This window comes from Actinoalloteichus caeruleus DSM 43889, from assembly GCF_000429185.2.
In the GTDB taxonomy this organism is placed as follows: Bacteria; Actinomycetota; Actinomycetes; order Mycobacteriales; family Pseudonocardiaceae; genus Actinoalloteichus_B; species Actinoalloteichus_B caeruleus.
In genome coordinates this window covers 5,487,895-5,513,274 of sequence record NZ_AUBJ02000001.1, presented here as the reverse complement: position 1 = coordinate 5,513,274, position 25,380 = coordinate 5,487,895, and the positions used below count along the sequence as shown (strand labels likewise).

The window sequence follows — 25,380 nt, the reverse complement described above, 5'->3', positions numbered from 1 at the left end:
AGCGCGCCTACTTCACGCCGACCCACGGCTGGCGGTCCTCGGTGGGCATGCCGTGGCGTTGAGCCTCGTCGCGGTCCTCGTCGCCACCGGTGCGCCCCTCTGGCCGTTCGGGATCGCCGTGGTCGCGTGGTCGGTGTTCGCCTGGGCACTCAACCCACCCATGCAGGCCAGCACCATCGCCGCCGCGCCAGGGGCCGCGATGACGGCGGTCTCGCTGAACATCTCCGGTCTCTACCTCGGCGCCGCCGTCGGCCGGAGCTGTCGGCGGTCTCGTCCTCGACCGGCTGGGTCCACCCGCGATCCCCGTCGTCGGGGCGATCGCGCTGGTGGGCGCCTGGGTGATCGCGGCCCCGGCGATCAGGGACGGCCGGACTCCGGCGCCGTGCGCCGAGGCCCCCGACGTCACCACCCGGCCGAAGCCGTGAAGCGCACCCGAGCGGACCGGTCAGGCGACGCCGACGCTCAGGCCCCGGCGGGCAGCCCTCCCGGTAGGACAACCGCTCCCAGCGCGCCGGGGCCGGTGTGCGCCCCCAGCGCGGCACCGAGCTCGGACACCAGGCAACCGTCGCACCCCGGTACGCGTTCCTCGATCAGACCTGCCAGCTCGACCGCCCGCTCCGGAGCGTCCAGGTGGTGGACGGCCACCGCGACCGGTCCGGAGCCGGAACTCCGCGCGACCAGCTCGACAAGCCGGGTCATCGCCCGTCGGGTGGTGCGCACCTTCTCCAACGGGACGATCCGCCCGTCGTCGACGTGCAGCAACGGCCGGATCGCCAGGGCCGTGCCCAGGAGCGCGGACGCGGAGCCGAGGCGGCCGCCACGCCGCAGGTGTTCCAGGGTGTCGAGGCAGAAGACGGTGCGGGTCCGGGCCGTCGTCGTCTCCGCCACCGAGGCGACCTCGTCCAGGTCAGCGCCCCGGGACGACGCGGCGGCCGCGGCGAGCACCCCGAAGCCCATGCCCATCGCCGTGGACCGGGAGTCCACCACCCGGATGCGGTCGGGCGCGACCTCCTCGGCGGCGCTCCTGGCCGCCTCCCACGTACCCGAGAGCTCACGGGAGAGCTGGATCGACAGCACCGAGGACGCCCCACCGTCCAGCAGGGAACGGAACGTCGAGGCGAACTCGGCCGGGGACGGTCGGGACGTGGTCACCCGGCGGTGGTGCCGCAGCGCGTCGGCCACCCCCGGGCCGTCCGAGCCCTCCCCGTCCAGCGTCCCCACTCCGTCCACCACCACGTGCAGCGGGACGCGGTGGATGCCGTGGCGCTCCGCCGCGCCCTCCGGCAGGTAGGCGGTGGAGTCCGTGACGATCGCGACGGGCATGGCACACCACCCTACGGGCCGGCGAGGGCGGCGCCCACCGAACCCGGCTGGCCCCCCGGGTTCAGGTGGGTCCGGCGTTGTAGGCGCGAAGACGCCACCCCGTGGTGGTGGAGCGCTCCAAGACCACCCAGTTGCAGTTCGAGACCGCGGCCAACGACCCCCACTGCTCGAGGGGCAGACCGAGCAGCCGCGCCGTCAGCCCGACGATGAGACCGCCGTGCGCGCAGAACAGCGCGGTCGCGGGCTCGGGGCCGCCGCCACCCAGTTCGCGGTCGACCTCGTCGACCACCTGGGAGGCCCGGACGGCGACCTCGACCCTGCTCTCCCCGCCGGGAGGCGCGACCGTGGAGACCGCCCGCCACTCCCGCAGCGCTCCCGGCCAACCCGCTTCCACCTCGTCGTGGGTCAGACCCTGCCACTGCCCGCAGTGGGTCTCCCGCAACCGCTTGTCCAACCGCGACTCGACGCCCGTGACGGCGCTGAACGCCGAGGCCGTCGCGCTGGCCCTCCGCAGATCGGAGGAGACGAACACCGCGGGCGCGAACTCCGCCAGGACGGGCGCGGCGCGGCGTGCCTGTTCCCGGCCGGTGGGGGTCAGCTCGATGTCGAGCTGACCCTGGAACCGGTGGGCGACGTTGTAGGAGGTCTGCCCGTGTCTCCACAGGACGAGTCGCCCCAGGCCGGCGCTCATGCCGGCTCGCTCCCGGTCGTCTGCTCCGGCTCGCCGCCGGCCGGGTCGTGGAAGGGCACCCGGGGGCAGTCCTTCCACAGTCGTTCGAGGGCGTAGAACGCCCGTTCCTCGGAGTGCTGCACGTGGACGACCACGTCCACGAAGTCCAGCAGCACCCACCTGCCCTCCCGGGCGCCCTCCCGCCGCACCGGCTTCACGCCGTGCTCGCGCAGCTTCTCCTCGACGTTGTCGACGATCGCCTCGACCTGGCGTTCGTTCGGAGCCGAGGCGATCACGAAGCAGTCGGTGATGACGAGCTGCTCGGACACGTCGAGCACGACGACGTCGTTCGCCTTCTTGTCGGCGGCCGCGTGCGCGGCGAGCAGCGCCAGTTCGCGGGCCTCGTCGGTTGCTACCACGTTTCTCCTTCCGGCGCGGGCGGGACGCGTCCACGCGACTCCCGGAGCCTACCGGCCGACGTGGGAGGCACCCGACGGCATTTCCCCACCGCCCGCTGACGCGTCCGCTACGGCCCGGGTCGGGCGGTAGCGGCGCCCCGCCGGTAGAGGCCCCGCTTGGAGATGTACTGCACCACCCCGTCCGGCACCAGGTACCAGACGGGGAGCCCGGCGGCGACCCGGTCGCGGCAGCCGGTGGAGGAGATCGACATCGCCGGCACCTCCACCAGCGTGACCGAGCCCCTGGGCAGGTGGTGGTCGGCCAGCCGGTAGCCGGGTCGGGTGACGCCGACGAAGTGCGCCAGCTCGAACAGCTCGTCGACGCGGTGCCAGGACAGGATCTGTTCGAGGGCGTCGGCGCCCGTGATGAAGAACAGCTCGTCCTCGGGATACGCCCGGTGCAGGTCACCCAGGGTGTCGGCCGTGTAGGTGGGGCCACGCCGGTCGATGTCCACCCGGCTCACGGAGAACCGAGGGTTGGAGGCGGTCGCGATCACGGTCATCAGGTAGCGGTCCTCGGCCGGGCTGACCTCCGCGTCGGACTTCTGCCACGGCTGCCCGGTCGGGACGAACACCACCTCGTCGAGGTCGAACCGCGCCCCGACCTCGCTGGCGGCGACGAGGTGACCGTGGTGCACCGGGTCGAACGTGCCGCCCATGACACCGACCCTGCGCCCCCGGCCGCGCCGACCGGGATCGTGGACATTGCCTTCGGCCATGAACGGCGAGCCTACCGCCGTCGTGCGCTGTTCTCGCCGACCACAGCGGTGTCGAACACCACAGCCCAGGCGCCGGTCAGGAGGCCGGGCGGGTGTGGCCGTCCCCCCAGACGACCCACTTCGTCGACGTCAGCTCGGGCAGGCCCATCGGCCCCCGCGCGTGCAGCTTCTGGGTGGAGATCCCGATCTCCGCTCCCATGCCGTACTCCCCGCCGTCGGTGAAGGCGGTGGACGCGTTGACCACGACCGCCGCCGCGTCGACCCGGGTCACGAAGTCCCGGGCCGCCCGCACGTCGTCGGTGACGATGGCCTCGGTGTGGCCGGTACCGTGCCGGGCGACGTGCCGGACCGCCTCGTCCAGGGAGCCGACCACCCGCACGGCGAGGTCGAGGGAGAGGTACTCGGTGTCCCAGTCCTCGTCGGTGGCCGCCACGGCGTCGGGCACCAGGGCCCGGGTCGACTCGTCCGCGTGGAGGGTCACACCGGCCTGGCGGAGCGCGACGGCGACGGCGGGCAGGAAGCGGTCAGCGATCCCCTGGTGGACCAGCAGGGTTTCGGCGGCGTTGCAGACGCTGGGTCGGCGTGCCTTCGAGTTCAACACGATCGGGATGGCCTGGTCCACGTCAGCGGCGGCGTCGACGTAGACATGGCAGTTGCCCACCCCCGTCTCGAGGGTGGGCACGGTGGCCTGCTCGACCACGGCGGAGATGAGCCCGGCCCCGCCTCGGGGGATCACGACGTCCACCAGGCCCCGGGCGGTGATCAGGTGCCGCACGGTGGCCCGGTCGTGGCAGGGCAGCAGCTGGACCGCGTCGGCGGGCAGGTCCAACTCCTCCAACACGTCCCGCAGCACCGCGACGAGGGCGCGGTTGGAGTTCTCCGCCGAGGAGGAGCCCCGGAGCAGCACCACGTTCCCGGACTTCAGGGCCAACCCGGAGGCGTCGACCGTGACGTTCGGACGCCCCTCGTAGACCATCCCGACCACGCCGAGCGGAACCCGGACCTGCCGCAGTTCGAGGCCGTTCGGCAACGTGCGCCCCCGCAGCACCTCACCGACGGGGTCGGGGAGGGCCGCCACCGTCCGCAGGCCCTCGGCGATGTCCCGAACCCGCTGGTCGGTGAGGACGAGCCGGTCGATGATCCCCGCCGGCAGGCCCGCCTGGGTGCCCAGTTCGACGTCCTCGGCGTTGGCGGCCAGCAGGGTCGGCGACGCCGCGACCAGCCGATCGGCCATCGTGAGCAGCAACTCGTCCTTGCGGGACTGGGGCAGCGGACCGAAGGTGGTGGCGGCGGTCCGGGCCCGCCGGGCGGCGTCCAGGACGCGCCCACGCAGGTCCTCGGAGTCGTGCGAACCGGTTCCGACCTGGTCGAACGTGGTGGTCACCACACCTAGGGTAGTCATCTCGCGGTTCGGGGTCCCCACCGCACCCGCCCGACCACCGCGGGAGAGGACACTGGGTCACCGGTCCGGTCACGACGGCCGGTCCTCGTCCGGTGAGGGAACGTCAGGCACGGAAGAGGTGGACGTGGACGACGAGGTGTTGCGGGAGATCGCCGAGGACCGGCTGAGGAGCCTGGCCGGCCCCGGGGCGCGGCTGCGGGAGGACCAGTGGCGGGCCATCAGGTCGCTGGTGGTCGACCGGCACCGGGTCCTGGTCGTGCAACGCACGGGTTGGGGCAAGTCCGCCGTGTACTTCCTGGCCACGGCGCTGTTGCGGGAGCTGGGCGAGGGACCCACCGTCATCATCTCCCCGCTCCTCGCGTTGATGCGCAACCAGCTGGCGGCGGCGGAGGGCGCCGGTGTCCGGGCCGCGACGATCAACTCGGCCAACACCACGGAGTGGGAGGACATCCAGGAGTCGGTCGCCGTCGGGGAGGTCGACCTCCTCCTGGTCAGCCCGGAGCGGCTGAACAACCCGGACTTCCGGGACACCGTCCTGCCCTCGCTCGCGGAGAACGCGGGGCTGCTCGTGGTGGACGAGGCGCACTGCGTCTCCGACTGGGGCCACGACTTCCGTCCCGACTACCGGCGGCTCCGCTCCCTCCTGGAGGGGCTGGACCCGGACGTCCCGGTCCTGGCGACGACGGCGACGGCCAACGACCGGGTCGTGCGGGACGTGGCCGACCAGTTGGGCGTCGGCGCGGACACCGGCCGGGAGCGGACCCTGGTGCTGCGCGGACCGCTGGACCGGGAGAGCCTGCGGCTGTCCGTGCTCCGCCTGCCCGACGCCGAGACGCGGCTGGGGTGGCTGGCCGAGAACCTGGGCCGCCTCCCCGGCTCGGGCATCATCTACACCCTGACGGTGTCGGCCGCCGAGGATGTCGCCACGTTCCTGCGGGAGCGGGGTTTCCCCGCCAGCGCCTACTCGGGACGCACCGACCCCGAGGACCGGCAACGCGCCGAGGCCGACCTGCTGGCCAACCGGGTGAAGGCGCTGGTGGCGACCTCCGCGCTCGGCATGGGCTTCGACAAACCCGACCTGGGTTTCGTCATCCACCTGGGCGCTCCCGCCTCCCCCATCGCCTACTACCAGCAGGTCGGGCGCGCCGGGCGAGGTGTCGAACGCGCCGAGGTGCTGCTCCTGCCCCAGCGTGAGGACGCCGACATCTGGCGGTACTTCGCCTCCCTCGCCTTCCCCCCGGAACCCGTGGTCCGGCACCTGTTGTCCGTCCTCGCCGAGGCGGACGGCCCGGTGTCCACCACGGCGTTGGAGCCCCGGGTGGACCTCAACCGCGGCCGCCTGGAAGTGGTCCTCAAGGTCCTCGATGTCGACGGGGCGGTCCGGCGGGTGCGGGGTGGCTGGGAGTCCACCGGCCGGGAGTGGACCTACGACGCCGACCGCTACGGCCGGATCGCCGAGGCTCGCCGCTCCGAGCAGAGCGCCATGCTGGACTACCTCGCCCACGACGGCTGCCGGATGGAGTTCCTGCGCCGCCAGCTCGACGACCCGGACGCGGCTCCGTGCGGCCGGTGCGACAACTGCACCGGGCGACGGTGGTCGGCCGGCGTCTCGGAGGGCGAGCGGGCCGCCGCGCGGTCGCGGCTCCACACCCCCGGCGTCAGTGTCCAGCCACGACGCCAGTGGCCCACCGGAATGGGCACGCTCGGCGTCCGCGTCAGCGGCCGCATCGCCGAGGACGAACGCACCGAGCCCGGCCGCGCACTCGGCCGGCTCACCGACGTCGGATGGGGCAGCCGGCTCCGGGGCCTGCTCCGCGAGGGTGAACCGGCGCCGACCGAGCTGCCCGAGGACGTCGTGCGGGGGTGCGTCGAGGTGTTGGCGAGCTGGGGGTGGGCGACCCGCCCGGTCTGCGTCGTCGCCGTGGGTTCGTCCCGCGCCGACTCCCTGAGCCGGGCGACGGCCGAACGCATCGCCACCATCGGGCGGCTCCCACTCCTCGGCGAGGTGACCATGACCCGACCGGTGGCGCGCCGCGCCAACAGCGCGCAACGGCTGGCCAGCCTGTGGGAGGCCTTCGCGCTGGACGACGGGCTCGCCCAGCGGGTGGCCGAGGCGGGTGGACCGCTGCTGCTGGTCGACGACCGGGTGGACACCGGCTGGACGTTCGCGGTCGTCGGCAGGCTGCTGCGCCGCGCCGGGGCTCCCCAGGTGCTGCCGTTCGCGCTGGCCGCCACCAGCTGAGGCCACCGGGGGATCAGCCGGACCGGGACGGGCCGGTGCCCTCCTCCCCGGTGCCGGCAACCCCGGCAGGGTTCGTGGTCGCCGCCGGTGCTCCCGGCGTCGGACGGGGCGACGAGTCGCTCCCCACCGGAGCCGAGGTGGCCTGGGTGGACGCGGGGGGCTGGGAGCCGGCGGGACGCCCAGCGTCCACCGGCGCTCCCCAACCGCCGCCGCCCCACCCGGGCGGTGGTCCGGCGACGGGCAGCGAACGGAGGTAGGCGCGCACCGGGGCCGGGGCGGTGAGCGAGAGCACGACCAGCCCGGGCACCCCGAAGGCGATCAGCAGGACGTAGGGGCTCACCGCGTCCGAGAGGCTCACCTCCACGGCCAACTGGATCACGCCCAGCAACAGCAGGACCCCGGCGACGGCCACGGCGGCGACCCGCCCCTGCCTGGGTTCCCTGAGCAGCATCGACCTCGCGGTGATCGCGGCGACCACGACGAGCACCTGGCAGACGAGCATCGCGACCTTCGCGCCCCGGTCGGTGGCGCTCTCGGCCATCATCAGGACCACCCCGACGAACGCCGGGGCGGTGACCACCGCCGCCAGCTCCAGGGCCCGGCGGGCCGTGACGAACCACAGCAGGTGCGGTGGCCCCGGTCGCAGGGTGAGCAGTACGGCCGGCACCGAGGCCGCGACGACGGCCGCCGGCAGGAACACCAGCCCGGAGGCCGGGATCCACAGGCTCTCCTGGTGCCCGGTGAACGACGACGCCAGCAGCACCACCACCCCGACCATCACCGCCACCCGGCGGAGGGTGTGATCACGCCGGAGCAGACCGACCAGGACGACGGCGACCAGCACCAGCCCCGACGCCGACGCCAGCACCAGCGCCGCCACCAGGGGGCCACCCGCCGCCCCCGCCACGTCGCCCGCCAGGAAGACCACGCTGCTGGCGACGAGGAGGACCGCGGCCAGGCCGCTGACCGCCACCCCCACCACCCGCCACCGCTCCCCCAGCCGCCGGCCCGACCAGGCCGACGTCTCGGCCCACCGGGGGGACAGGGCCAGCACGGCCCCCGCGAGTCCCATCGCGACACCCGCGCCGAGGCCGCCCCCGCGCCCGTCAACGCACCGCCGCCGACGAGGCTCGCGTTCGCGGTCGTCGCGTCCCCGTTCACCACGTCGAGGACGACCGTCACCACCACGACCACCAGGTACGGGGTGTTGAGCACCAGGCGGAGCAACCACGCGCGTTCCGGCCCGACCGACGGGCCGAACGTCCCGATCCGCGCGAGGTAGAAGACGCTGAGGGAGGCGAGCGAGACCAGGGTGACCAACACGACCTCGAGACGATCCGCGCCGTCCTCGGCGAAGGTCCAGGGCAGCGCCAGGGGGACGAGCAGCAGCACCAGCGCGACGCCGTCCCGGACGAAATCGCTCCAGTGCACCCCGGTGAAGGGGTTGGGCACGGTGGCCGGGGCGTCCGGTGGCGGGGTCGGGTGGTGCGGTCCGGGTGGCGGGTCCGCCGGGCCGCTCGGCTCGGCGCTGGCCGCCCCGCCACCTCCGTCCGCCATGCCGGCCTGGACGGTGGCGGCCAGCCGCTCACCGCAGTGCACGCAGAAACGGCCGCCACCCGCCGGATGACCGCACTCCCCGCAGAAGTTCACTGGACGTCCTCTCGGTCAGGCTCGCCGGTGACGGCACGACGCGGGGCGCCAGGGATCGACCGCCGACGACCCGCCCGTGCTGTCGCGACCCCGTGGCTCGTCCCGCGCCGGACGCACCCCGGCGTCGTCCCACCGGTCGTCGTGCTCCCGACGACGGCGAGCCCGGACGGCGCGACCGCCGCACCGGCGACGGCGGCCTCGATCGCCACCGTGATCAGGCGCCTGATCGTATCGGCCAGGACGGTCGGGGGACCCTCGGAGCAACGGGAGCCAACCACCGCCGCCCAACCCTCCACCGTTCGGATCAGGACGTCGCTCCCGGCGGGCCAGCCCGGTAGCGGACCGGTGGCCGGGGTGGGGGCGGGACGACGGCCAGCACCACGTCCAGCCGCGCTCGGTCACAGCCGGGGGAGCGGAACCAGGTCGTCGGCGTGGACCACCTCACGACGCAGCTCGGGCGGCAACCGGTGGCTGGACGATCCGATCAGGGCCGGCAGTTCGGAGGCGTCGAAGTTGACCACGCCCCTGGCGACCACGCGCTGGGTGGGATCGAGCAGGTCCACGACGTCGCCCGCGTGGAAGGAGCCCTCCGCCCGGGTCACGCCCGGGGCCAACAGCGAACGGCGGGACTCGACCACCGCGGCGACGGCACCGCTGTCCAGGTGCAGTCTCCCCGCCGGGTCGGCGGCGTAGCCGAGCCAGAACCTGCGGGCCGGCAACCGCGCGCCCGTGGGCGCGAACGCGGTGCCCACCGAGGCGTCCGTCAGGGCGGCGCCAGCGTCGACGGCTCCCGCCAGCAACACCGGGATCCCCGCACCCGCCGCCAACCGGGCGGCGGCGAGCTTGGACGCCATCCCCCCTGTTCCCAAGCCCGAGGCACCGACCCCACCGGCGCGGACGCCGGCGATGTCGTTCGCGCAGGCGACCTCCCGCACGACCCGGGCCCCGCCCAGCCGGGGGTCCCCGTCGTAGAGGGCGTCCACGTCGGAGAGCAGCACGAGCGCGTCCGCTCCCACCAGGTGCGCCACCAGCGCCGCCAGCCGGTCGTTGTCCCCGAACCGGATCTCCTCGGTGGCGACCGTGTCGTTCTCGTTGACCACCGGAACGGCACCCAGGGCCAGCAGCCTCTCGAAGGTGCGTTGGGCGTTCCGGTAGTTCGCCCGGCGCACGACGTCGTGCGCGGTCAGCAACACCTGCCCCACGGTGCGCGCGTAGCGCCCGAACGACAGCGCGTAGGCATGGGCCAACTGCAACTGGCCGACGCTCGCCGCCGCCTGCTGGGTCGCGAGGTCCTTCGGCCTCCTGGCGAGCGCGAGCGGGGCGAGTCCCGCGCCGATGGCGCCCGAGGACACGAGGACCAGCTGCGTTCCCGACTCGCACCGCCGCGCGACGGAGTCCACGAGGCTGTCGAGGCGCCCCCGGTCGAGCCCTCCCCCGGCCGTCGTCAACGACGACGACCCGACCTTGACCACCAGCCGGCGGGCGGCGGCCACCGCCGACCGCGCCGCCGACTGGATCTCGCAGGTCACCGCCGTGCCTCCCCGGCGTCGCCCCCGTCCTCGGTGGCACCGGCGGGCGGGGGCTCCTCGATGCCCCGGCGGACCCGTTTGGCCGACTTGCGCTCGGCCGCCGTGGGGCGGTCGGTCCGGTCGAGCCGGGGGTCCTCGCCTCGGCTCATCATGGTCACCGCGACCCCGGCCGGCGTCGACGGCTCCCAGTCGAAGGTGACGCCGCCGATCGTGACCGCGCTGCCAGGGCGGGCGCCCTTCTTCGCGAGCTCGTCCTCGACACCCAGCCTGGCGAGGCGGTCAGCCAGGTAGCCCACGGCCTCACCGTTGTTGAAGTCGGTCTGCCGCACCCACCGCTCCGGCCGCTCACCCCGCACGAGGAAACCGTCCTGGTCGTGCGGATCCCGGACGACCTCGAACCCGGAGTCGTCCACCGCGGTCGGGTGCAGCACCAGCCGGGTCGGTTCCGGGGCCTCCCGCCCGGCCCGGTCGCGCTCGACGATCGCGGCCAACGCGAAGGTGAGCTCCCGCAGGCCCTCGCGGCTCGCGGTGGACACCGCGAACACCTGGTGGCCCTTCGCCCGCAGCTCCTCCTCCACCATCTCGGCGAGTGCCCGACCGTCCGGGATGTCGATCTTGTTGAGCACCACGACCCGGGGCCGGGAGGAGAGGTCCGCGTCGAGGGAGGGCGTGTACTCGGCCAGTTCACGCTCGATGGCCTCGATGTCGGCCACCGGGTCCCGGTCGATCTCCTCGCTGGCGCAGTCCACCACGTGGACCAACACCGAGCACCGCTCGATGTGGCGCAGGAAGTCCAGCCCCAGCCCCCGGCCGGAGCTGGCGCCGGGGATCAGCCCTGGCACGTCCGCCACGGTGAAGACCTTGTCCCCGGCCGTGACCACCCCGAGGTTGGGCACGAGGGTGGTGAACGGGTAGTCGGCGATCTTCGGCCGGGCGGCGGAGAGCACGGCGATCAACGAGGACTTACCGGCGGAGGGGAACCCGATGAGGCCCACGTCGGCCACGGACTTCAGCTCGAGGACGAAGTCCCGTTCCTCCCCGGGTTCGCCCAACAACGCGAACCCCGGGGCCTTCCGGGCCCGGGACGCCAGCGCCGCGTTCCCCAACCCGCCACGCCCGCCCCGGGCGGCGACCAACCGGGTGCCCTCGCCGACGAGGTCCGCGAGCACCTCCCCGTCCGGGCCCAGCACGACGGTGCCCTCCGGAACCCGCAGTTCCAGGTCCTGGCCCGTGGCACCCTCCCGGTGACCACCCTGCCCCTGCCGGCCGTTGGTCGCCCTGGCGTGCGGCCGGTAGTGGAAGTCCAGCAGGGTGTGCACGCCGGAGTCGACCACCAGCACCACGTCGCCGCCCCGGCCACCGTTGCCGCCGTCCGGCCCGCCCAGCGGCTTGAACTTCTCCCGGTGGACGGAGGCACACCCGTTGCCACCGTTGCCTGCGGCCACGTGGATCGCCACGCGGTCAACGAAGCGGGACACGGCTTGCTCCTTCGGTTCGTCGCGGCGAGGCCGCGGTCAGGGGTCTCCCGGCGGTGCGCGCCCGGCCGGGAGCGTCGCGGGGCACCACGCGGTGGGACATCGGACCAGTCCACACCGCCAGGGCCTTCGCCCACGGACCCCGAGACGCCAGAACGGGGGGCGGGACCAGCTACTGCGGCCCGCCCCCCGTTCGGGGTGTCAGTGGTCGTCGTCGGACGCAGGCCTCAGGCGGCCGGCACCGGGACGATGTTGACGGTCTTGCGACCACGCTTGGTGCCGAACTGCACGGCACCGTCGGTCAACGCGAACAGTGTGTCGTCGCCGCCACGGCCGACGTTCACACCGGGGTGGAACTTGGTGCCGCGCTGGCGGACCAGGATCTCACCAGCGTTGACGGCCTGGCCGCCGAACCGCTTCACACCAAGCCGCTGCGCGTTGGAATCGCGGCCGTTCCGGGAGCTGGATGCGCCCTTCTTGTGTGCCATGGCTGGTCAGATCCTCACTTGTTGGTGATGCCGGTGACCTCGACGCGGGTCAGCTGCTGACGGTGACCCTGCCGCTTGTGGTAGCCGGTCTTGTTCTTGAACTTGTGGATGCGAATCTTGGGGCCTTTGGTCTGCTTGACGACCTTGCCGGTCACCGAGAACTTCCCCAACGCGTCCGCATCGGTGGTGACGTCGCTGCCATCGACGACGAGCAGCGCCGGGAAGTTGACCTCGGTGCCCGGCACGCCAGCAAGCTTCTCGACCTCGACGACGTCGCCGACAGCCACCTTGTACTGCTTGCCGCCGGAATTGACGATCGCGTACATCGGGACGGAAGTCTCCTGCTACTCGACGATGATGGGCGACGTGTGCACTCGCCCGCTCCAGCTGGAGCCACGAAGGACACACGACTAGGGTCCTCCTGACGGAGGATCAGGTTCAGGGTACGTGGCCCGTTCGAAGCCGGTCAAACCGGGGTACCTCCCGGTCGTCTCCAGCCCTGCACCGAACGTCGGCCCCGCCACCACCCGAGTGGGCAGCGTCCTGACCTGCAACGAGACGAGTCTAACCCCTGCCGTCGGGCCGCCTGACGCGCCCCCCGCGATTCGAGGAACGCGACCCGCCCCCGCATGCGACGGCGCCACCGCCCTCGGAGGGCGGTGGCGCCGGAACGTGATCGGGACGACCTCAGGCGTCCGTCCCTCCCGGCGGGCCCGCCGGACGGGACGCGGCCCGACGGCGCCCGGAGCGGGCGCGGGCCGGCCGGCGGTGACCAGCTGGTCCTCACCACCGTCGTGGGACTCCACGTGCCCGTTCCGCCGCGCACCCGAGTCCACCGCGTTGGAGGAGTTCGCCGAGTCGGTGGTCGTCGTCACCACGGCGACGGGCTCGGCCGAGGACGCCGCCGCGCCGGCCGCGCGGGTCGCGGCGCGCCGCTCACCCGTGCGGCGCCGGGATGCCGGCTTCTCGCTCCGCGCCGGCTTCTCCTCGCGCTGCTCCTCACGGGCACGCTCGGCCACGGCCGGTTCCTCGCCGGCCTCCCGCGCGGGCGGAACCTCCTCCACCCTCGGAGCGGACGCGGGCTGGTCGGCCGGGGGCTGAGCCGGTTCGGCCGCTGGCTGCGCGCTCGCCGCCGGCCTGGAGGCCCGACGCCGGCCGCCGCTCCGAGCCTCCTTGGGGCGCTGCTCCTCGACGGGCTTCGCCTCCGGCTTCGTTTCCTCTCGCTGGCCCGGCTCCTCCGCATCCGGGGACGCGGCCTTGTCCGGCGCACCGTTCAGCGTGGCCTCGGCGACCTGTTCGAGACCCTGACCGCCCTTGTTGCGCTGCCGGGCACGGCGACCGGACCCGCCGCCGGCGTTGCCGGCGGAGGCGGCGGCCCCGTTCTGACCGCCGTTGCCGTGCTGGTGGCCGTTGCCGCCGCCCACGCCCACCGGCTCGGTGGAGACCAGCAGCCCCCGACCCCGGCAGTGCTCGCAGGTGGTGCTGTAGGCCTCGAGCAGGCCCGTGCCGACCCGCTTCCGCGTCATCTGGACGAGCCCCAGCGAGGTGACCTCGGCCACCTGGTGGCGGGTGCGGTCCCGGCCCAGGCACTCGGTCAGCCGGCGGAGCACCAGGTCGCGGTTGGACTCCAGCACCATGTCGATGAAGTCGATGACGATGATGCCGCCGATGTCACGCAGCCGCAGTTGGCGGACGATCTCCTCGACCGCCTCCAGGTTGTTCCTGGTGACCGTCTCCTCCAGGTTCCCACCGGAACCGGTGAACTTCCCGGTGTTCACGTCGACGACGGTCATCGCCTCGGTGCGGTCGATGACGAGGTAGCCCCCCGAGGGCAGCCAGACCTTGCGGTCGAGCCCCTTGGCCAGCTGCTCGTCCACCCGGTGTTCGGTGAACACGTCGACGGCCCCGACATGGCGCTTGAGCCGTCCCACCAGGTCCGGCGCGACGTGCTCGACGTAGGACTGGATGGTGTCCCAGGCCTGCCCGCCCTGGACGGTCAGACCGGAGAAGTCCTCGGTGAACAGGTCCCGGACCACCTTGACCAGCAGGTCCGGCTCCTCGTAGAGGAGCTGCGGGGCGGAGGAGCGAACGGTCTCGGCCTTGTCCTTGATGACCTGCCACTGGGCCTGGAGCCGCCGGACGTCGCGGTCCAGCGCCTCCTCACTGGTGCCCTCCGAGGCGGTGCGGATGATGACACCCGACTCCTCGGGAACGATGCGGCGGAGGATCTCCTTGAGCCGCTTGCGCTCGGTGTCCGGCAGCTTGCGGCTGATCCCGGTCGCCCCACCGCTGGGCACGTAGACCAGGAAGCGCCCCGGCAGGCTGATCTGGGTGGTCAGCCGGGCGCCCTTGTGGCCGAGCGGTTCCTTGGTGACCTGGACGAGCACGCTGTCGCCGGTGGAGAGCGCCTGCTCGATGCGACGGGCCTTGCCCTCGAGGCCGGCGGCGTCCCAGTCCACCTCGCCCGCGTAGAGGACCGCGTTGCGGCCCCGCCCGATGTCGACGAAGGCCGCCTCCATGCTGGGCAGCACGTTCTGCACGCGGCCCAGGTAGACGTTGCCCACGATCGAGCCGCTGTTCGCCGAGGCGACGAAGTGTTCGACGAGGACACCGTCCTCCAGCACCGCGATCTGCGTGCGGTCGCCGCGCTCCCGCACCACCATCTCGCGTTCGACGGCCTCCCGCCGGGCGAGGAACTCCGCCTCGGACAGCACCGGGGTGCGCCGCCGGCCCGCCTCACGACCGTCCCGCCGGCGCTGCCGCTTGGCCTCCAGCCTGGTGGAGCCGCGCACGGCCCGCACCTCGTCGTCCGAGGACTCCTGCTTGGGGGCCTTGGTCTCCCGGACGTGCACGACGGTGTTCGGCGGGTCGTCCTCCCGCAGCCCGGTCTCGTCGTCCGAGGAGCCCTTGCGCCGACGGCGCCGGCGGCGACGCCGGCTGCCCTCGCCCTCGCCGGACTCGGCCTCCGACTCACCAGCCTCCGCGGCCTGGTCCCGTTGCTGGTCCTTCTCCTGGACGCCGTCCTCGGCCGACCCCGGCTGCTCGGCGGCCTCCTCGTCGGCCTCCTGGTCGCGCGGGCCGTCACCGTCGCCGTCCTGACCACCCCGACCGCGACCCCGGCCCCGGCGGCCACGGCGGCGCCGGCGACGACCGCCGCCGTCCTCGTCCTCGTCGGTCGCCTGGTCCGCCGCGGGCGGCTGCTCCACGACCGGCTCGTCCTGGGCGCGCGGTTCCTCCCGTTCCTGGGGCTCCTCGCGCCGCGGCTTGGCCGGCCGTGACTCGGGCCTGGCCGCCGCCGGCTGCGGGGGCAGGAAGACGGCCTGCGGCGGAGCGAACACCGGGGCCAGCGCCCCCACCGCGTCACCACCGGAGGCGTCCTGGGAACCGGAGGCGGTGGTCTCCTCGGTACCGGTGGCCTGGGCGGCACGTTCCTCGGCCTCGGGTCGGCCCGTGTCCTCGGGGGGCAGCAGCGCCTCCGCCACCTGCTCCGCCAGCTCCCTGGTCACGCTGGACTGGGCGCTGCGCACCTCGATGGAGAGGTCGGCGAGGGTCGCGATGACCTCCCGGCTGGTGACCCCCAGCAGCTTGGCGAGCGCGTGCACCCGCAGCTTGGGGGGGAAGGTGGCACCGGACGTGGGTGCGACGGTGGCCCCACCGGCGGAACCGGCGGGTGTCTCGTTCTTCGACATGCAACTCCTCCGCCCCCGGGCGCGTCCCACCGGGACGCGGCCGCGCAGGGGCCTTGTGTTCTCGTCATCCGCCGCTCGAGGCGACGGCAATCCTGTCGGCTACCTGCCGGGTGTCGGTGTGCTCTCCGCGCCCGCGCAGGCGATGTCTCGTGACGACGCGTCGAACCGCCCGTCAGCCTCCACCGGGGTCGGCCCTGTCGCCTCGTTGGCAACCGTTCTGTCGGCGGCCAGTGGGTCGACGATGCACCCGTCGTCGTCGAGCGTCCCCTGGGCCATCCGGGTCGCCTTCGCGGGCACCGGCGGCTCCAGACCAGCGACGACGCGCAGCGCACCTAACACGTCATCTGGCCGCACGGTTGGTGTGGCTTGCCGGACGACCGCCGCCAGTATCCCACATGGCGGTGCGCCACGCCGCCGGTCGTCCACCCGATCGTCGGAGACCACTGCGCCACCCTGGGCAGCGCCGTGGTCGTGACCTGGTGGAACCTCGGCCGCTACCGGCCGCCCCGCCCCTCCGGGAAGGCCGTCGTCGCGCGCGTCGCCCATGGTGAGCGGACTCACGATAGGGACGCCCCAACCCGCCTGGCCGGCGGACAGCCCGAGCAGCGCCGGTCGGACGTCCATCAGCACCCGGCCGTTCTTGGTCAGCCGTTCGACCTCCGCGCGGTCCTCGGCCCACAGGGAGGCGGCCGCGCTGGCCAACGCCAGGGGCGACACACCTGGCAGTTCGATCACCCACAGGCTGACGTCGATGCGGTGGGCCAGCACACCCGGCCCGGCCTCCACCGCGTCGAGGATGTCCAGACCGGCCGGCAACGCCCTGTTCAGTTCGCTCCGCAGCACGGCCGCCGGTACTCGTTCGGCCAGTTGCACCTCCACGTACTCCGCCTCGCTCGCGGCCCCGGTGGGCGCGGCCCCCACCCAGGACACCCGTGGATGAGGGCTGAAGCCCTGCGAGTAGGCCATGGGAACGCCTCCGCGCCGCAGCGCGCGTTCGAAGGCCCTCGCCACGTCCCGGTGGGACATGAACCGCAGCCGTTCCCGTTTGGCGTACCGCAGGCGGACCTTCCGCACCGACGTCGGCAGGGTCCCGGTCGCTGGTTGACGACTCAGTGCCGATTCCTTTCCGTAGTCACGGAGGGTGATCCCCGAAGATCACCCGGACGGACCAGGCAGGGGCGGTCCGCTCCTCCTGTCGGCGGTCCGGCACCTGCACCGGACAGCCATTTCCCATCAGTGGAAGAAGGTACCGCCCGCGATCCGGGCCACTCGTGCTTGTCCGACGGGCACGATGTGGCTAGCGTCCGCGACGTCGGTACGACGACGCGGCGTGTCCACGCCCCGAACGGGATGGGAGTCACGGTGCCCCTGCCATGCCGCACCCAGCTCGTCTCGATGAGCGTGGCGTTGGCCGTCGGCTGCTGCGTGGTCGACCCGGCCTCGTCGGAGGCCGCCTCGCCTGGGCACCGCGGCGAGCGCCCCGGTCTCTGCGCCGAGGGTTCGGACGCCGAGCGGTACCTGGTGGTCTTCCCCGAGGGGCTCGACCGCCGGAGCGCGGAGGAACGCATCACCGAGGCCTGCGGCACCACCGTGGCGCACTACCACCAGATCGGGGTGGCCGTCGTCACGGCGCACGACCCCACCTTCGACGACCGCCTCGTCGGCGGCCGCGCGGTGAGCGCGCAACGCTCCCGCACCGCCCTCGACCGGGGCGGGGAGACCCGCCTGACCTCCACCGGGGCCACCCTCCCGGCGCCCGCCGCGAGCTCGCCACCGGCCGGCGACCTGGAGTGGAACCTCAGACAGGTGGGGGCCGACGAGGCCCGGCGGGTGGGCACCGGCCCGGAGGAGGTCGTGGTCGGGGTGCTCGACTCCGGGGTCGACCCGGCCCACCCCGCGTTGACGGGCAGCGTCGACGTCTTCCGGTCCGCCGGGTGCCTGACGGGCCGACCGGATCGGGCCCGGGATGCCTGGACGCCCAGCACCTCGCCCCACGGGACGCACGTCGCCGGGATCATCGCCGCGACGGGGGCGGACGGCGGTCCGGCCGGCGTCGCGCCGGGGGTGCGGATCGCCTCGGTCAAGGTCGTCGACGACGACGGCTACATCTACCCCGAGTACGCGGTGTGCGGCCTCATGTGGGCGGCGACCAACGGGATGGACATCACCAACAACAGCTACCTCGTCGATCCGTGGCCGCTGCTGTGCGCCGGCGACCCGGGCCATCGGGTGGCCGGTGAGGCCGTGCGGCGGGCCGTGCGGTTCGCCGAGGACCACGGGGTGCTCACGGTCGCGGCCGTCGGCAACGACGCGGTGGATCTCTCCGCGCCCTTCCGGGGTGTCGAGGCGCGCGGTGGTGGCGGGGCCCGGTGCTCCGCCCTGCCCGCCGAGGTGCGCGGAGTGCTCACCGTCGGCTCGGTCGGCCCGGCCGGGGTCAAGGCACGCGCCAGTTCCTACGGGTACGGGGTGGTGGACGTGGTGGCCCCGGGCGGCGACCGGTGGCAGTCCGGGGTTCCCGGCGGTGGCTGTGTCAGCTCCACCGTGCCGGGTGGCCGGGACGAGCTGTGCGGCACCTCGATGGCCGCTCCGCACGCGAGCGGCGTGGCCGCGCTGCTCGCCTCCCACCGTCCCGACCTGACCCCGCCCCAGCTGCGGGGCCTGGTCCGGGGGCAGGCCAACCCGATCGGCTGCCCCGAGGCGTACGACCTCGACGGCGACGGGGTGCCCGACGGCGTGTGCACCGGGTCGCCCTACTACAACAGCTTCCACGGGGCCGGGCTGGTCAACGCGCTCGCCGCCGTGGGCGGTTGACCCCGGGCGCGCGCTCGTCGGCGTCCCGCCGGTCGACCTCCGCACCCTGACCCACCCCACCGAGCGGTCCGCCCGCTCCCAGCCGACGCCGGCCACCAGGTGCCCGACGACGATCGGGCGGACCACGACCTCGTGATCAGCTCACGCCGGTCCTCCGTCGTCGCTGGCCGCTCCGGGTGCCACCCCGGCCCGGTCCGGCGGCGAGAACGCCGGGTTGCGGACCGGGCTCCCGGTGCCCACCGACGCGATCGGCAGGAGCGTCCGCCCCGTCGGACCGATCTCGATGTCGGTCCCCATCGTCGGGCACACCCCGCAGTCGAAGCACGGCGTCCAACGGCAGTCGTCCTGCTCCCGTTCGTCGAGCGCGTCCTGCCAGTCCGCCCACAGCCATTCCTTCTCCAGACCCGAGTCGAGGTGGTCCCAGGGCAGCACCTCGTGCTCCTCGCGTTCCCTGGTCGTGTACCAGTCCAGGTCGACCGGGGTGGAGGCGAGTTCGGTCGCGCAGGCGTCGACCCACCGCTGGTAGGAGAAGTGCTCGCTCCAGCCGTCGAACCGCCCGCCGTCCCGCCAGACCCGTTCGACCACCGGTCCCAGCCTCCGGTCGCCCCGGGAGAGCAGTCCCTCGATGTGCGAGGGCCTGCCGTCGTGGTAGCGCATCCCGATGCTCCTGCCGAGGCTCCGGTCTCCGCCGACCTCGGCTCGCAACCGCCGCAGCCGCCCGTCCACGACCTCCGGGGCGCACTGCGCGGCCCACTGGAACGGCGTGTGCGGTTTGGGGACGAAGCCGCCGATGGAGATCGTGCACCGGATGTCCCGCCGCCCGGAGGCCTCCCGCCCCGCGCGGACCACCTCCTTGGCCATCCGCGCGATCTGCAGGACGTCCTCGTCGGTCTCGGTTGGCAACCCGCACATGAAGTACAACTTCACCTGACGCCACCCGTTGGCGTAGGCGGTGGTGACGGTCCGGATCAGGTCCTCCTCCGAGACCATCTTGTTGATCACCCGGCGGATCCGCTCGCTGCCGCCCTCCGGGGCGAACGTCAGGCCGGAGCGCCGCCCGTTGCGGGCCAGCTCGTTCGCGAGGTCCACGTTGAAGGCGTCCACCCTCGTCGAAGGCAGGGAGAGCCCGGTGTTGGTCCCCTCGTACCGGTCGGCCAGCCCCTTGGTGATCTCGGCGATCTCCGAGTGGTCGGCGCTGGAGAGGGACAGCAGCCCGACCTCCTCGAACCCGGTCCGCTCCAGACCAGCCCTGACCATCTCGCCGATGCCCTCGACGGAACGCTCCCGCACCGGGCGGGTGATCATCCCCGCCTGGCAGAACCGGCACCCCCGGGTGCAACCCCGGAAGATCTCCACGCTCATCCGCTCGTGCACGCTCTCCGCGAGCGGCACCAGGGGCTGCTTGGGGTAGGGCCACTGGTCGAGATCCATCGTGGTCCGCTTGAAGACCCGGAACGGCACCCGGTCCCGGTTCGGGGCTACCCGCCGGATCCGGCCGTCCGCGTGGTACTCGACGTCGTAGAAGCGGGGGACGTAGACACCGCCGGTCTCGGCGAGCCGCAGCAGGAGTTCGTCCCGCCCACCCGGGGAGCCCTCCCGCTTCCAGTCACGGGTGATGTCGGTGATCTCCAGCACCGCCTCCTCGCCGTCACCGAGGACCACCGCGTCGAGGAAGTCCGCGATCGGCTCCGGGTTGAAGGCCGCGTGCCCGCCGCCGACCACCACGGGGTGTTCCTCGGTCCGCGCGTCGGCGCGCAGGGGGATCCTGGCGAGGTCGAGGGCGGTCAGCAGGTTCGTGTAGCCGAGTTCGGTCGCGAAGCTGACCCCGAGCAGGTCGAAGTCACCGACGGGCCGGTGGGCGTCGACGGTGAACTGGGGCACGCCGTGCTCCCGCATCAACGCCTCCAGGTCCGGCCACACCGAGTAGGTGCGCTCGGCGAGCACGTCCTCCCGTTCGTTGAGGATCTCGTAGAGGATCATCAGCCCCTGGTTGGGCAGCCCCACCTCGTAGGCGTCCGGGTACATCAGCGCCCAGCGGACCTCGGTCGCCTCCCAGTCCTTCGTGGTGGAGTTCAGCTCACCACCGACGTACTGGACGGGCTTGGACACCCTGGGCAGCAGCTGCTCGAGTTCGGGGAAGACGGACCGCGTGCTCACAGCGCGACAGGGTAACGAGCCCCGCCGGCTCAGCGCAGGAGCAGCGTGCCCAGGCGCCTCGTCGCCACCCACAGGCCCACCGCGGCCATCACCAGGAAGTAGGCGACGTGCCCCAACAGCCCCCAGTGGACGGCGCCGGTGCTCAACGCCCGCATCAGCTCCACGCCGTGGTAGAGCGGCAGGCACTCGATGAGCACCCGCAGCCCGCCCGGGTAGACGTCGATCGGGTAGAAGGTCGTGGAGAACAGGAACATCGGCAGGATCGCCAGCTGGACGAAGTCGAAGTCCTGCGTGGAGCGGATGAACGTGGTGCACGCCATCCCCACCGCGGCGAAGGCCAGGGACACCAGCAGCGCCGCCGGCAGCGCGAGCAGCGCCCACGGCGAGGTCAGCAAGCCCATGCCGAACATCACCGCGAGGAACCCGGTCGCGTAGGCCCCACCCCTCAGCAGCGCCCAACTGATCTCGGCGATGGCCACGTCCAACGGCCCCAACGGGGTGGCCAGCACCGCGTCGTAGAGCTTGGCGTGCCGCAGCTTGAAGAAGATGTTGAACGTCGCGTCGTAGACGGCCCCGTTCATCGCCGAGGCCGCGAGCAGGCCGGGGGCGATGAAGGCCGCGTAGTCAATCGGTTCCCCGCCTGGGCCGACCACCTGCCCGACGAGCGCGCCGAAACCGACACCCAGCGACAACAGGTAGAACAGCGGCTCGAAGAAGCCGGAGAGCAGGGCCAGCCAGGCCCTGCGGTTGGCCACGAAGGCCCGTTCGAGCAGGGCGCTCGCCCGACCGGCGTAGAGCCCGGGCGGGAGGATGCGCAGCACCGTGCCCCGGGACGGGGGCGGCGGTGGCACCTCGCGGGTCGGCACGTCCGTCGTCATCGCGTCACACCACCAACCGCTTGTGGAAATGGCGGCAGGCCAGGACCGTGCCGACGCCGGCCAGGGCCAGCAGGTAGGAGAGGTGCAGGAGCGCGGGGAGCGCCTCCAGCGTGCCGAAGGCCAGGCCCCTGGCCAGTTCGGTGCCGTGCCACAGCGGCGTGATCCACGCCACCGGCTGGACCACCTCCGGGAGCTGGCTCACGGGGTAGAACGTGCCGGCGAAGAGCACCATCGGCATCACCACGAACCGGAACAGCGCGTTGAAGCCGGCGCCCTCCCCCTGGACCGTGGCCGAGTAGGCCACCACCGGTGCGGCGAAGGCCATTCCCGTGAGCACGGCGGCGAGCAGCGAGACCAGCACCATCGGGTTGAGCAGCGCGCCGAGCAGCGCGGCGATCAGCAGGTAGACCAGGCCGGAGAACAGCAGGCGCAGCGCGATCCAGGTCAGCTCGCCGAGGGCGAGCCGGGCAGGGCTGATCGGGGTGGCCGCCACCGCCAGGTAGTTCCGCTGCCACTTGAACCCGGAGAGCACCGGGTAGGTGGACTCGCCGGCGGCGGTCTGGACGAGGCTGACGACGAGGACGGCGGGCGCGAGGTAGACGAGGTAGTCGTGGCCCTGGGTGAACTCCCCCGGTTCGACGAGGGACCCCATGCCGATGCCCATCGCGATCAGGTACAGGGCTGGCATCAGGACGCTGGAGATCACGGTCGCCCGCCAGTTCAGGCGGTACCAGACCCAGTGCCCCTCGAGGACCCGGCCGACCTCGGCGAACAGCGAACCGGACCGGCCGGTGGCGGCGGGTGCGGTGCGGGTGGTTGCTGCGTCGTTCGTCGTCACGTCAGTCCACCAGGCTCCGGCCGGTGAGCCGGAGGAAGACGTCCTCCAGGGTGCTGCGACGCACCAGGCCGCTCACCGGTCGCAGGCCCGCCTCGTGGGCCGCGGCGAGGGCGGCGTCCCCGTTGTCGGTGTAGAGCAACAGCCGGTCCGGCAGGACCTCCACCCGCTCGGCCAGCCGGGCGGCGACCTCGGTGTGGTCGGCGACCCGCCCGAAGGGGAACCGCAGCTCCAGCACCTCGCGGGTGGAGTAGCGGCGGATCAGCTCGGAGGGCGACCCCTCGGCCGCGATGCGTCCCCCGTCCATCACGACGAGCCGGTCGCACAGCTGTTCGGCCTCGTCCATGTAGTGGGTGGTGACGATGAGCGTGACGCCCTGCTGCTTGAGCCGGAACAGCCGGTCCCAGAGCACGTGCCTGGCCTGCGGGTCCAGGCCGGTGGTCGGCTCGTCCAGCAGCAGGACCTCCGGGTCGTTCACCAGGGCGCGGGCGATCGTCAACCGCCGCTTCATGCCCCCGGACAGCGGCTCGACCTTCGCGTCGGCCCGGTCGGTGAGCTGCGCGAACTCCATCAGCTCACCGGCCCGTTCCCGCACGGCGGCACGGGACAACCCGAAGTAGCGCCCGTAGACCTGGAGGTTCTCCCGCACGGTCAGCTCGACGTCGAGGTTGTCCTGCTGCGGCACGACCCCCAACCTCGCCCTGATGCGGGGGCCGTCGGTGTCCGGGTCCATGCCGAGGACGCGCAGCTCACCGCCGCTCCGGGGGGACAGGCAGGACACCATGCGCATGGTGGACGACTTGCCCGCGCCGTTGGGGCCGAGGAAACCGAAGGACTCGCCCGGTGCGATGTCGACATCGACGCCCCGGACGGCCTCGAAGGAGCCGAACCGTTTGACGAGCCCCCTGGCATGGATCAGAGAACCAGCTGTTGCCACGAGGATCGACCCTAGGAGGTGGCACCGACGGAAAGCGAGCGTTTTCCCCGAGGTGGCCAAGCCGGCACCGCCACTCCGCCACGTGGACGCCGGGATCGTGCCCCGGCGCCGTCCTGACGCGCGGACGTCGGCCGGCAGCGCCGGCGGCTTCCCTCAGATCCGACGGGTGAACCAGAGCTCGTCGCGGTAGGTCCCGTCGGGCAGGAGGACCGCGTCCGGCGCGCGCCCGCACTCGGTCCACCCGGCCGCCCGGTAGAAGTCGTCCAGCCCGGTGCCGTCGCGGGCGGAGAGGAACAGCCGTCGCAGCCCGTGGGCGGTCGCCTGGGCCACCACGGCGTCCAGCAGGACACGCCCCCACCCCTGCCGCTGGAGGTCGGGGTCGACCATCAGGTCGAGCACGAGGCCGCGGTGGGCGACGAGCGGGCCGCTGTCCGGGCGGAGGACGACCGCGCCGACCAGCACGCCAGCCCGGCCCAGGGTCAACAGTTGTTCCCGTCGGGCGCTCACGGCCTCCACGACCCGTTCGGCGGCGGTCCGCACCTCCGCCAACGGGGTCTCGGGAGTGAAGCCGACCGCTCCCCCGGCGGCGCCCACCCGCCCCCACAGGTCGGTCAACCCGTCCACCAGACCGGGGTGGACCTGGTTGACCAAGTGGGGGCCGGAGACGAAGGAGTCGTCAAGGTCGCGGTCGGTCATGTCACGTCCCTCTCAGAGGCTGGGGAACCAGAGCTTGATCTCCCGGGCGGCCGACTCCGGGGAGTCCGAGCCGTGCACCAGGTTCGACTCGACCTCGACGGCGAAGTCACCGCGCAGGCTGCCCGGAGTCGCCTTCTCCACGGGGTCGGTGCCGCCGGCGAGCTGCCGGAACGCGGCGATCGCCCTCGGCCCCTCCACGACGGCGGCGACGACCGGGCCGGAGGTGATGAAGTCGAGCAGCGAGGTGAAGAAGGGCTTGCCGTCGTGCTCGGCGTAGTGCTGCTCGGCGACCTCGCGGCTGACGGTGCGCAGCTCCAGGGCGGCCAACCGCAGCCCCTTGCGCTCGATGCGGGCGATGACCTCGCCGACCAGGCCACGCTCGACGCCGTCGGGCTTGACCAGAACCAGGGTGCGCTCGCTCACGACCACTCGCTTTCGTTGTTCACACCACCGGACGGGACGGGTGTCCACGTCCGGCCCGCGCGCGGCGGCACGGTGTTGTCCGGTTTGGGGGGAAGGCTAGTCAGGTGGCGTGATCCACGGTGACACGGGTGGGTGGCCCACCACCGAGGACATCCGTCGGCGAGTGACCAGTTCCCCCGCTCCCCGGTCGCGACGGGTCGCCCGATCACTGCGCGGTGTAACCCCCGTCCACCAGGTGGTAACTGCCGGTGATGAAGGAGGCCCGGTCCGACAGCAGGAAGACCACCAGTTCCGCGACCTCCCCTGGGGTGCCGAGCCGTTGGGCGGCGTGCGCCGAGACCAGCGCGGCGCGGGCCTCCGCCGGCATGGCCGCCTGCGACAGCAACGGGGTCTCGATGAAACCGGGCCCGACCGCGTTCACCCTGATCCCCTCCGCGCTGTGGGCCAGGGCGGCGCTCTTGGTCAGGCCGACCACGCCGTGCTTGGCGGCCACGTAGGCCGGGGAGCTGGCGAACCCCACCGACCCCAGGATCGAGGCCATGTTGACCACGGACCCGCCCCCACCGTCGTGCATGGCGGCGAGTTCGGCGCGCAGGCAGTAGAAGACGCCGTCGAGGTTCACCGCGAGGACCTGCCGCCAGGACTCGGTGGAGTACGAGGCGACGTCCCCGCTGTCACCGCCGATGCCCGCGTTGTTCACGGCGAGGTCCAGCCGCCCGTGGGTGGTGACGGCGTGCTGCACCATCGCCGCGGCCGAGGCGGGGTCGGCCACGTCGACGGCGATCCCGCTGGCCTGCCCACCGCTGCCGTTGATCTCCTCGGCCACCTCCAGGGCGGCCTCCGCGCGCAGGTCGGCGACGACGACGGTCGCCCCGGACGCGGCCATCCGCAGGGCCACCTCCCGCCCGATCCCGGAGGCCCCGCCGGTGACCAGACCGACCTTGTCCTTGAGTTCGTCCCGCATCGCACCGCCCCGTTCCCGCCCGGCCGGCGGGGAA

22 protein-coding genes and 1 pseudogene are annotated in these 25,380 nt (G+C 73.1%); 2 read left to right on the top strand and 21 right to left on the bottom strand.

The genetic code is table 11. From position 1 onward, the window contains the following. Positions 1 to 12 precede the first annotated feature (12 nt). The 6 genes from G443_RS22440 to G443_RS22415 all read right to left on the bottom strand — a co-directional run bounded on the left by G443_RS22440 (position 13) and on the right by G443_RS22415 (position 4,572). Positions 13 to 222 carry a hypothetical protein gene (locus G443_RS22440; protein ID WP_026418478.1) on the bottom strand — a complete coding sequence of 70 codons (210 nt, stop codon included), beginning with the start codon at positions 220 to 222 and terminating at the stop codon, positions 13 to 15. A 240-nt stretch (positions 223 to 462) separates the two neighbouring features. After that, on the bottom strand, positions 463 to 1,323 hold the full coding sequence (locus tag G443_RS22435) for a DegV family protein (protein ID WP_026418479.1): 861 nt from the start codon (positions 1,321 to 1,323) through the stop codon (positions 463 to 465). 61 nt (positions 1,324 to 1,384) lie between these two features. After that, entirely contained in the window at positions 1,385 to 2,014 is a 630-nt protein-coding gene (locus G443_RS22430; protein ID WP_026418480.1) for a histidine phosphatase family protein, read from the bottom strand. Further along, a complete protein-coding gene (gene rsfS, locus G443_RS22425; protein ID WP_026418481.1) occupies positions 2,011 to 2,412 on the bottom strand; it encodes a ribosome silencing factor in 402 nt (133 codons plus the stop codon). The genes G443_RS22430 and rsfS overlap by 4 nt, the downstream gene beginning before the upstream one ends. A 107-nt stretch (positions 2,413 to 2,519) precedes the next feature. Then, positions 2,520 to 3,170: a nicotinate-nucleotide adenylyltransferase gene (gene nadD, locus G443_RS22420; RefSeq protein WP_081715373.1), complete on the bottom strand. Its 651-nt coding sequence runs from the start codon at positions 3,168 to 3,170 to the stop codon at positions 2,520 to 2,522. 76 nt (positions 3,171 to 3,246) lie between these two features. Beyond that, positions 3,247 to 4,572 carry a glutamate-5-semialdehyde dehydrogenase gene (locus tag G443_RS22415; RefSeq protein WP_103057097.1) on the bottom strand — a complete coding sequence of 442 codons (1,326 nt, stop codon included), beginning with the start codon at positions 4,570 to 4,572 and terminating at the stop codon, positions 3,247 to 3,249. A gap of 124 nt (positions 4,573 to 4,696) precedes the next feature. Between G443_RS22415 and G443_RS22410 the strand changes: the two genes are divergently transcribed. Next, positions 4,697 to 6,814, top strand: a complete 2,118-nt coding sequence (locus G443_RS22410; protein WP_026418484.1) for a RecQ family ATP-dependent DNA helicase — start codon at positions 4,697 to 4,699, stop codon at positions 6,812 to 6,814. Positions 6,815 to 6,827: 13 nt separating this feature from the next. On the opposite strand, the gene G443_RS22405 is transcribed toward G443_RS22410, so the two are convergent. The 8 genes and pseudogenes from G443_RS22405 to G443_RS22375 all read right to left on the bottom strand — a co-directional run bounded on the left by G443_RS22405 (position 6,828) and on the right by G443_RS22375 (position 16,719). After that, complete coding sequence (locus tag G443_RS22405) at positions 6,828 to 7,886, bottom strand: DUF7937 domain-containing protein (RefSeq protein WP_443612869.1); 1,059 nt, start codon at positions 7,884 to 7,886, stop codon at positions 6,828 to 6,830. 80 nt (positions 7,887 to 7,966) lie between these two features. Continuing rightward, a pseudogene (locus tag G443_RS26005) lies at positions 7,967 to 8,371 on the bottom strand (DUF7937 domain-containing protein); the annotation flags it as partial. Between the two features lie 491 nt (positions 8,372 to 8,862). Further along, the gene (gene proB, locus G443_RS22400) at positions 8,863 to 9,993 is read right to left on the bottom strand and encodes a glutamate 5-kinase (RefSeq protein ID WP_026418487.1); all 1,131 of its coding nucleotides are present in this window, start codon (positions 9,991 to 9,993) and stop codon (positions 8,863 to 8,865) included. Continuing rightward, complete coding sequence (obgE, locus tag G443_RS22395; RefSeq protein WP_026418488.1) at positions 9,990 to 11,471, bottom strand: GTPase ObgE; 1,482 nt, start codon at positions 11,469 to 11,471, stop codon at positions 9,990 to 9,992. Before obgE ends, proB begins: the two co-directional genes overlap by 4 nt. A 224-nt stretch (positions 11,472 to 11,695) precedes the next feature. Continuing rightward, complete coding sequence (gene rpmA, locus G443_RS22390; protein WP_016697099.1) at positions 11,696 to 11,956, bottom strand: 50S ribosomal protein L27; 261 nt, start codon at positions 11,954 to 11,956, stop codon at positions 11,696 to 11,698. 14 nt (positions 11,957 to 11,970) lie between these two features. After that, positions 11,971 to 12,282, bottom strand: a complete 312-nt coding sequence (gene rplU / locus G443_RS22385) for a 50S ribosomal protein L21 (protein WP_016697098.1) — start codon at positions 12,280 to 12,282, stop codon at positions 11,971 to 11,973. A gap of 84 nt (positions 12,283 to 12,366) precedes the next feature. Beyond that, positions 12,367 to 15,645: a translation initiation factor IF-2 N-terminal domain-containing protein gene (locus G443_RS22380; RefSeq protein WP_253860271.1), complete on the bottom strand. Its 3,279-nt coding sequence runs from the start codon at positions 15,643 to 15,645 to the stop codon at positions 12,367 to 12,369. 99 nt (positions 15,646 to 15,744) lie between these two features. Beyond that, positions 15,745 to 16,719 (bottom strand): TIGR03936 family radical SAM-associated protein, encoded by a 975-nt coding sequence (locus G443_RS22375; protein WP_245588760.1) that lies wholly within the window; start codon positions 16,717 to 16,719, stop codon positions 15,745 to 15,747. A 288-nt stretch (positions 16,720 to 17,007) separates the two neighbouring features. Here G443_RS22375 and G443_RS22370 point away from each other — a divergent pair, with 288 nt between their 5' ends. After that, positions 17,008 to 18,456 carry a S8 family peptidase gene (locus G443_RS22370; RefSeq protein WP_245588761.1) on the top strand — a complete coding sequence of 483 codons (1,449 nt, stop codon included), beginning with the start codon at positions 17,008 to 17,010 and terminating at the stop codon, positions 18,454 to 18,456. A 141-nt stretch (positions 18,457 to 18,597) separates the two neighbouring features. Here G443_RS22370 and G443_RS22365 read toward each other — a convergent pair whose 3' ends face one another. From G443_RS22365 to G443_RS22335, 7 genes are all read right to left on the bottom strand, one after another. Continuing rightward, positions 18,598 to 20,613 carry a TIGR03960 family B12-binding radical SAM protein gene (locus G443_RS22365; RefSeq protein WP_026418492.1) on the bottom strand — a complete coding sequence of 672 codons (2,016 nt, stop codon included), beginning with the start codon at positions 20,611 to 20,613 and terminating at the stop codon, positions 18,598 to 18,600. Positions 20,614 to 20,642: 29 nt separating this feature from the next. Then, positions 20,643 to 21,491, bottom strand: coding sequence for an ABC transporter permease (locus G443_RS22360; RefSeq protein WP_026418493.1), 849 nt, complete (start codon positions 21,489 to 21,491; stop codon positions 20,643 to 20,645). A 4-nt stretch (positions 21,492 to 21,495) separates the two neighbouring features. Then, positions 21,496 to 22,329, bottom strand: coding sequence for an ABC transporter permease (locus G443_RS22355; protein ID WP_026418494.1), 834 nt, complete (start codon positions 22,327 to 22,329; stop codon positions 21,496 to 21,498). Between the two features lies 1 nt (position 22,330). Further along, a complete protein-coding gene (locus tag G443_RS22350) occupies positions 22,331 to 23,263 on the bottom strand; it encodes an ABC transporter ATP-binding protein (protein WP_026418495.1) in 933 nt (310 codons plus the stop codon). A 153-nt stretch (positions 23,264 to 23,416) separates the two neighbouring features. Further along, positions 23,417 to 23,959: a GNAT family N-acetyltransferase gene (locus G443_RS22345; protein WP_026418496.1), complete on the bottom strand. Its 543-nt coding sequence runs from the start codon at positions 23,957 to 23,959 to the stop codon at positions 23,417 to 23,419. A 12-nt stretch (positions 23,960 to 23,971) separates the two neighbouring features. Then, a complete protein-coding gene (ndk, locus tag G443_RS22340; RefSeq protein WP_026418497.1) occupies positions 23,972 to 24,382 on the bottom strand; it encodes a nucleoside-diphosphate kinase in 411 nt (136 codons plus the stop codon). Positions 24,383 to 24,587: 205 nt separating this feature from the next. Then, positions 24,588 to 25,346: an SDR family NAD(P)-dependent oxidoreductase gene (locus G443_RS22335; RefSeq protein ID WP_016700377.1), complete on the bottom strand. Its 759-nt coding sequence runs from the start codon at positions 25,344 to 25,346 to the stop codon at positions 24,588 to 24,590. Between the last annotated feature and the right edge of the window lie 34 nt (positions 25,347 to 25,380).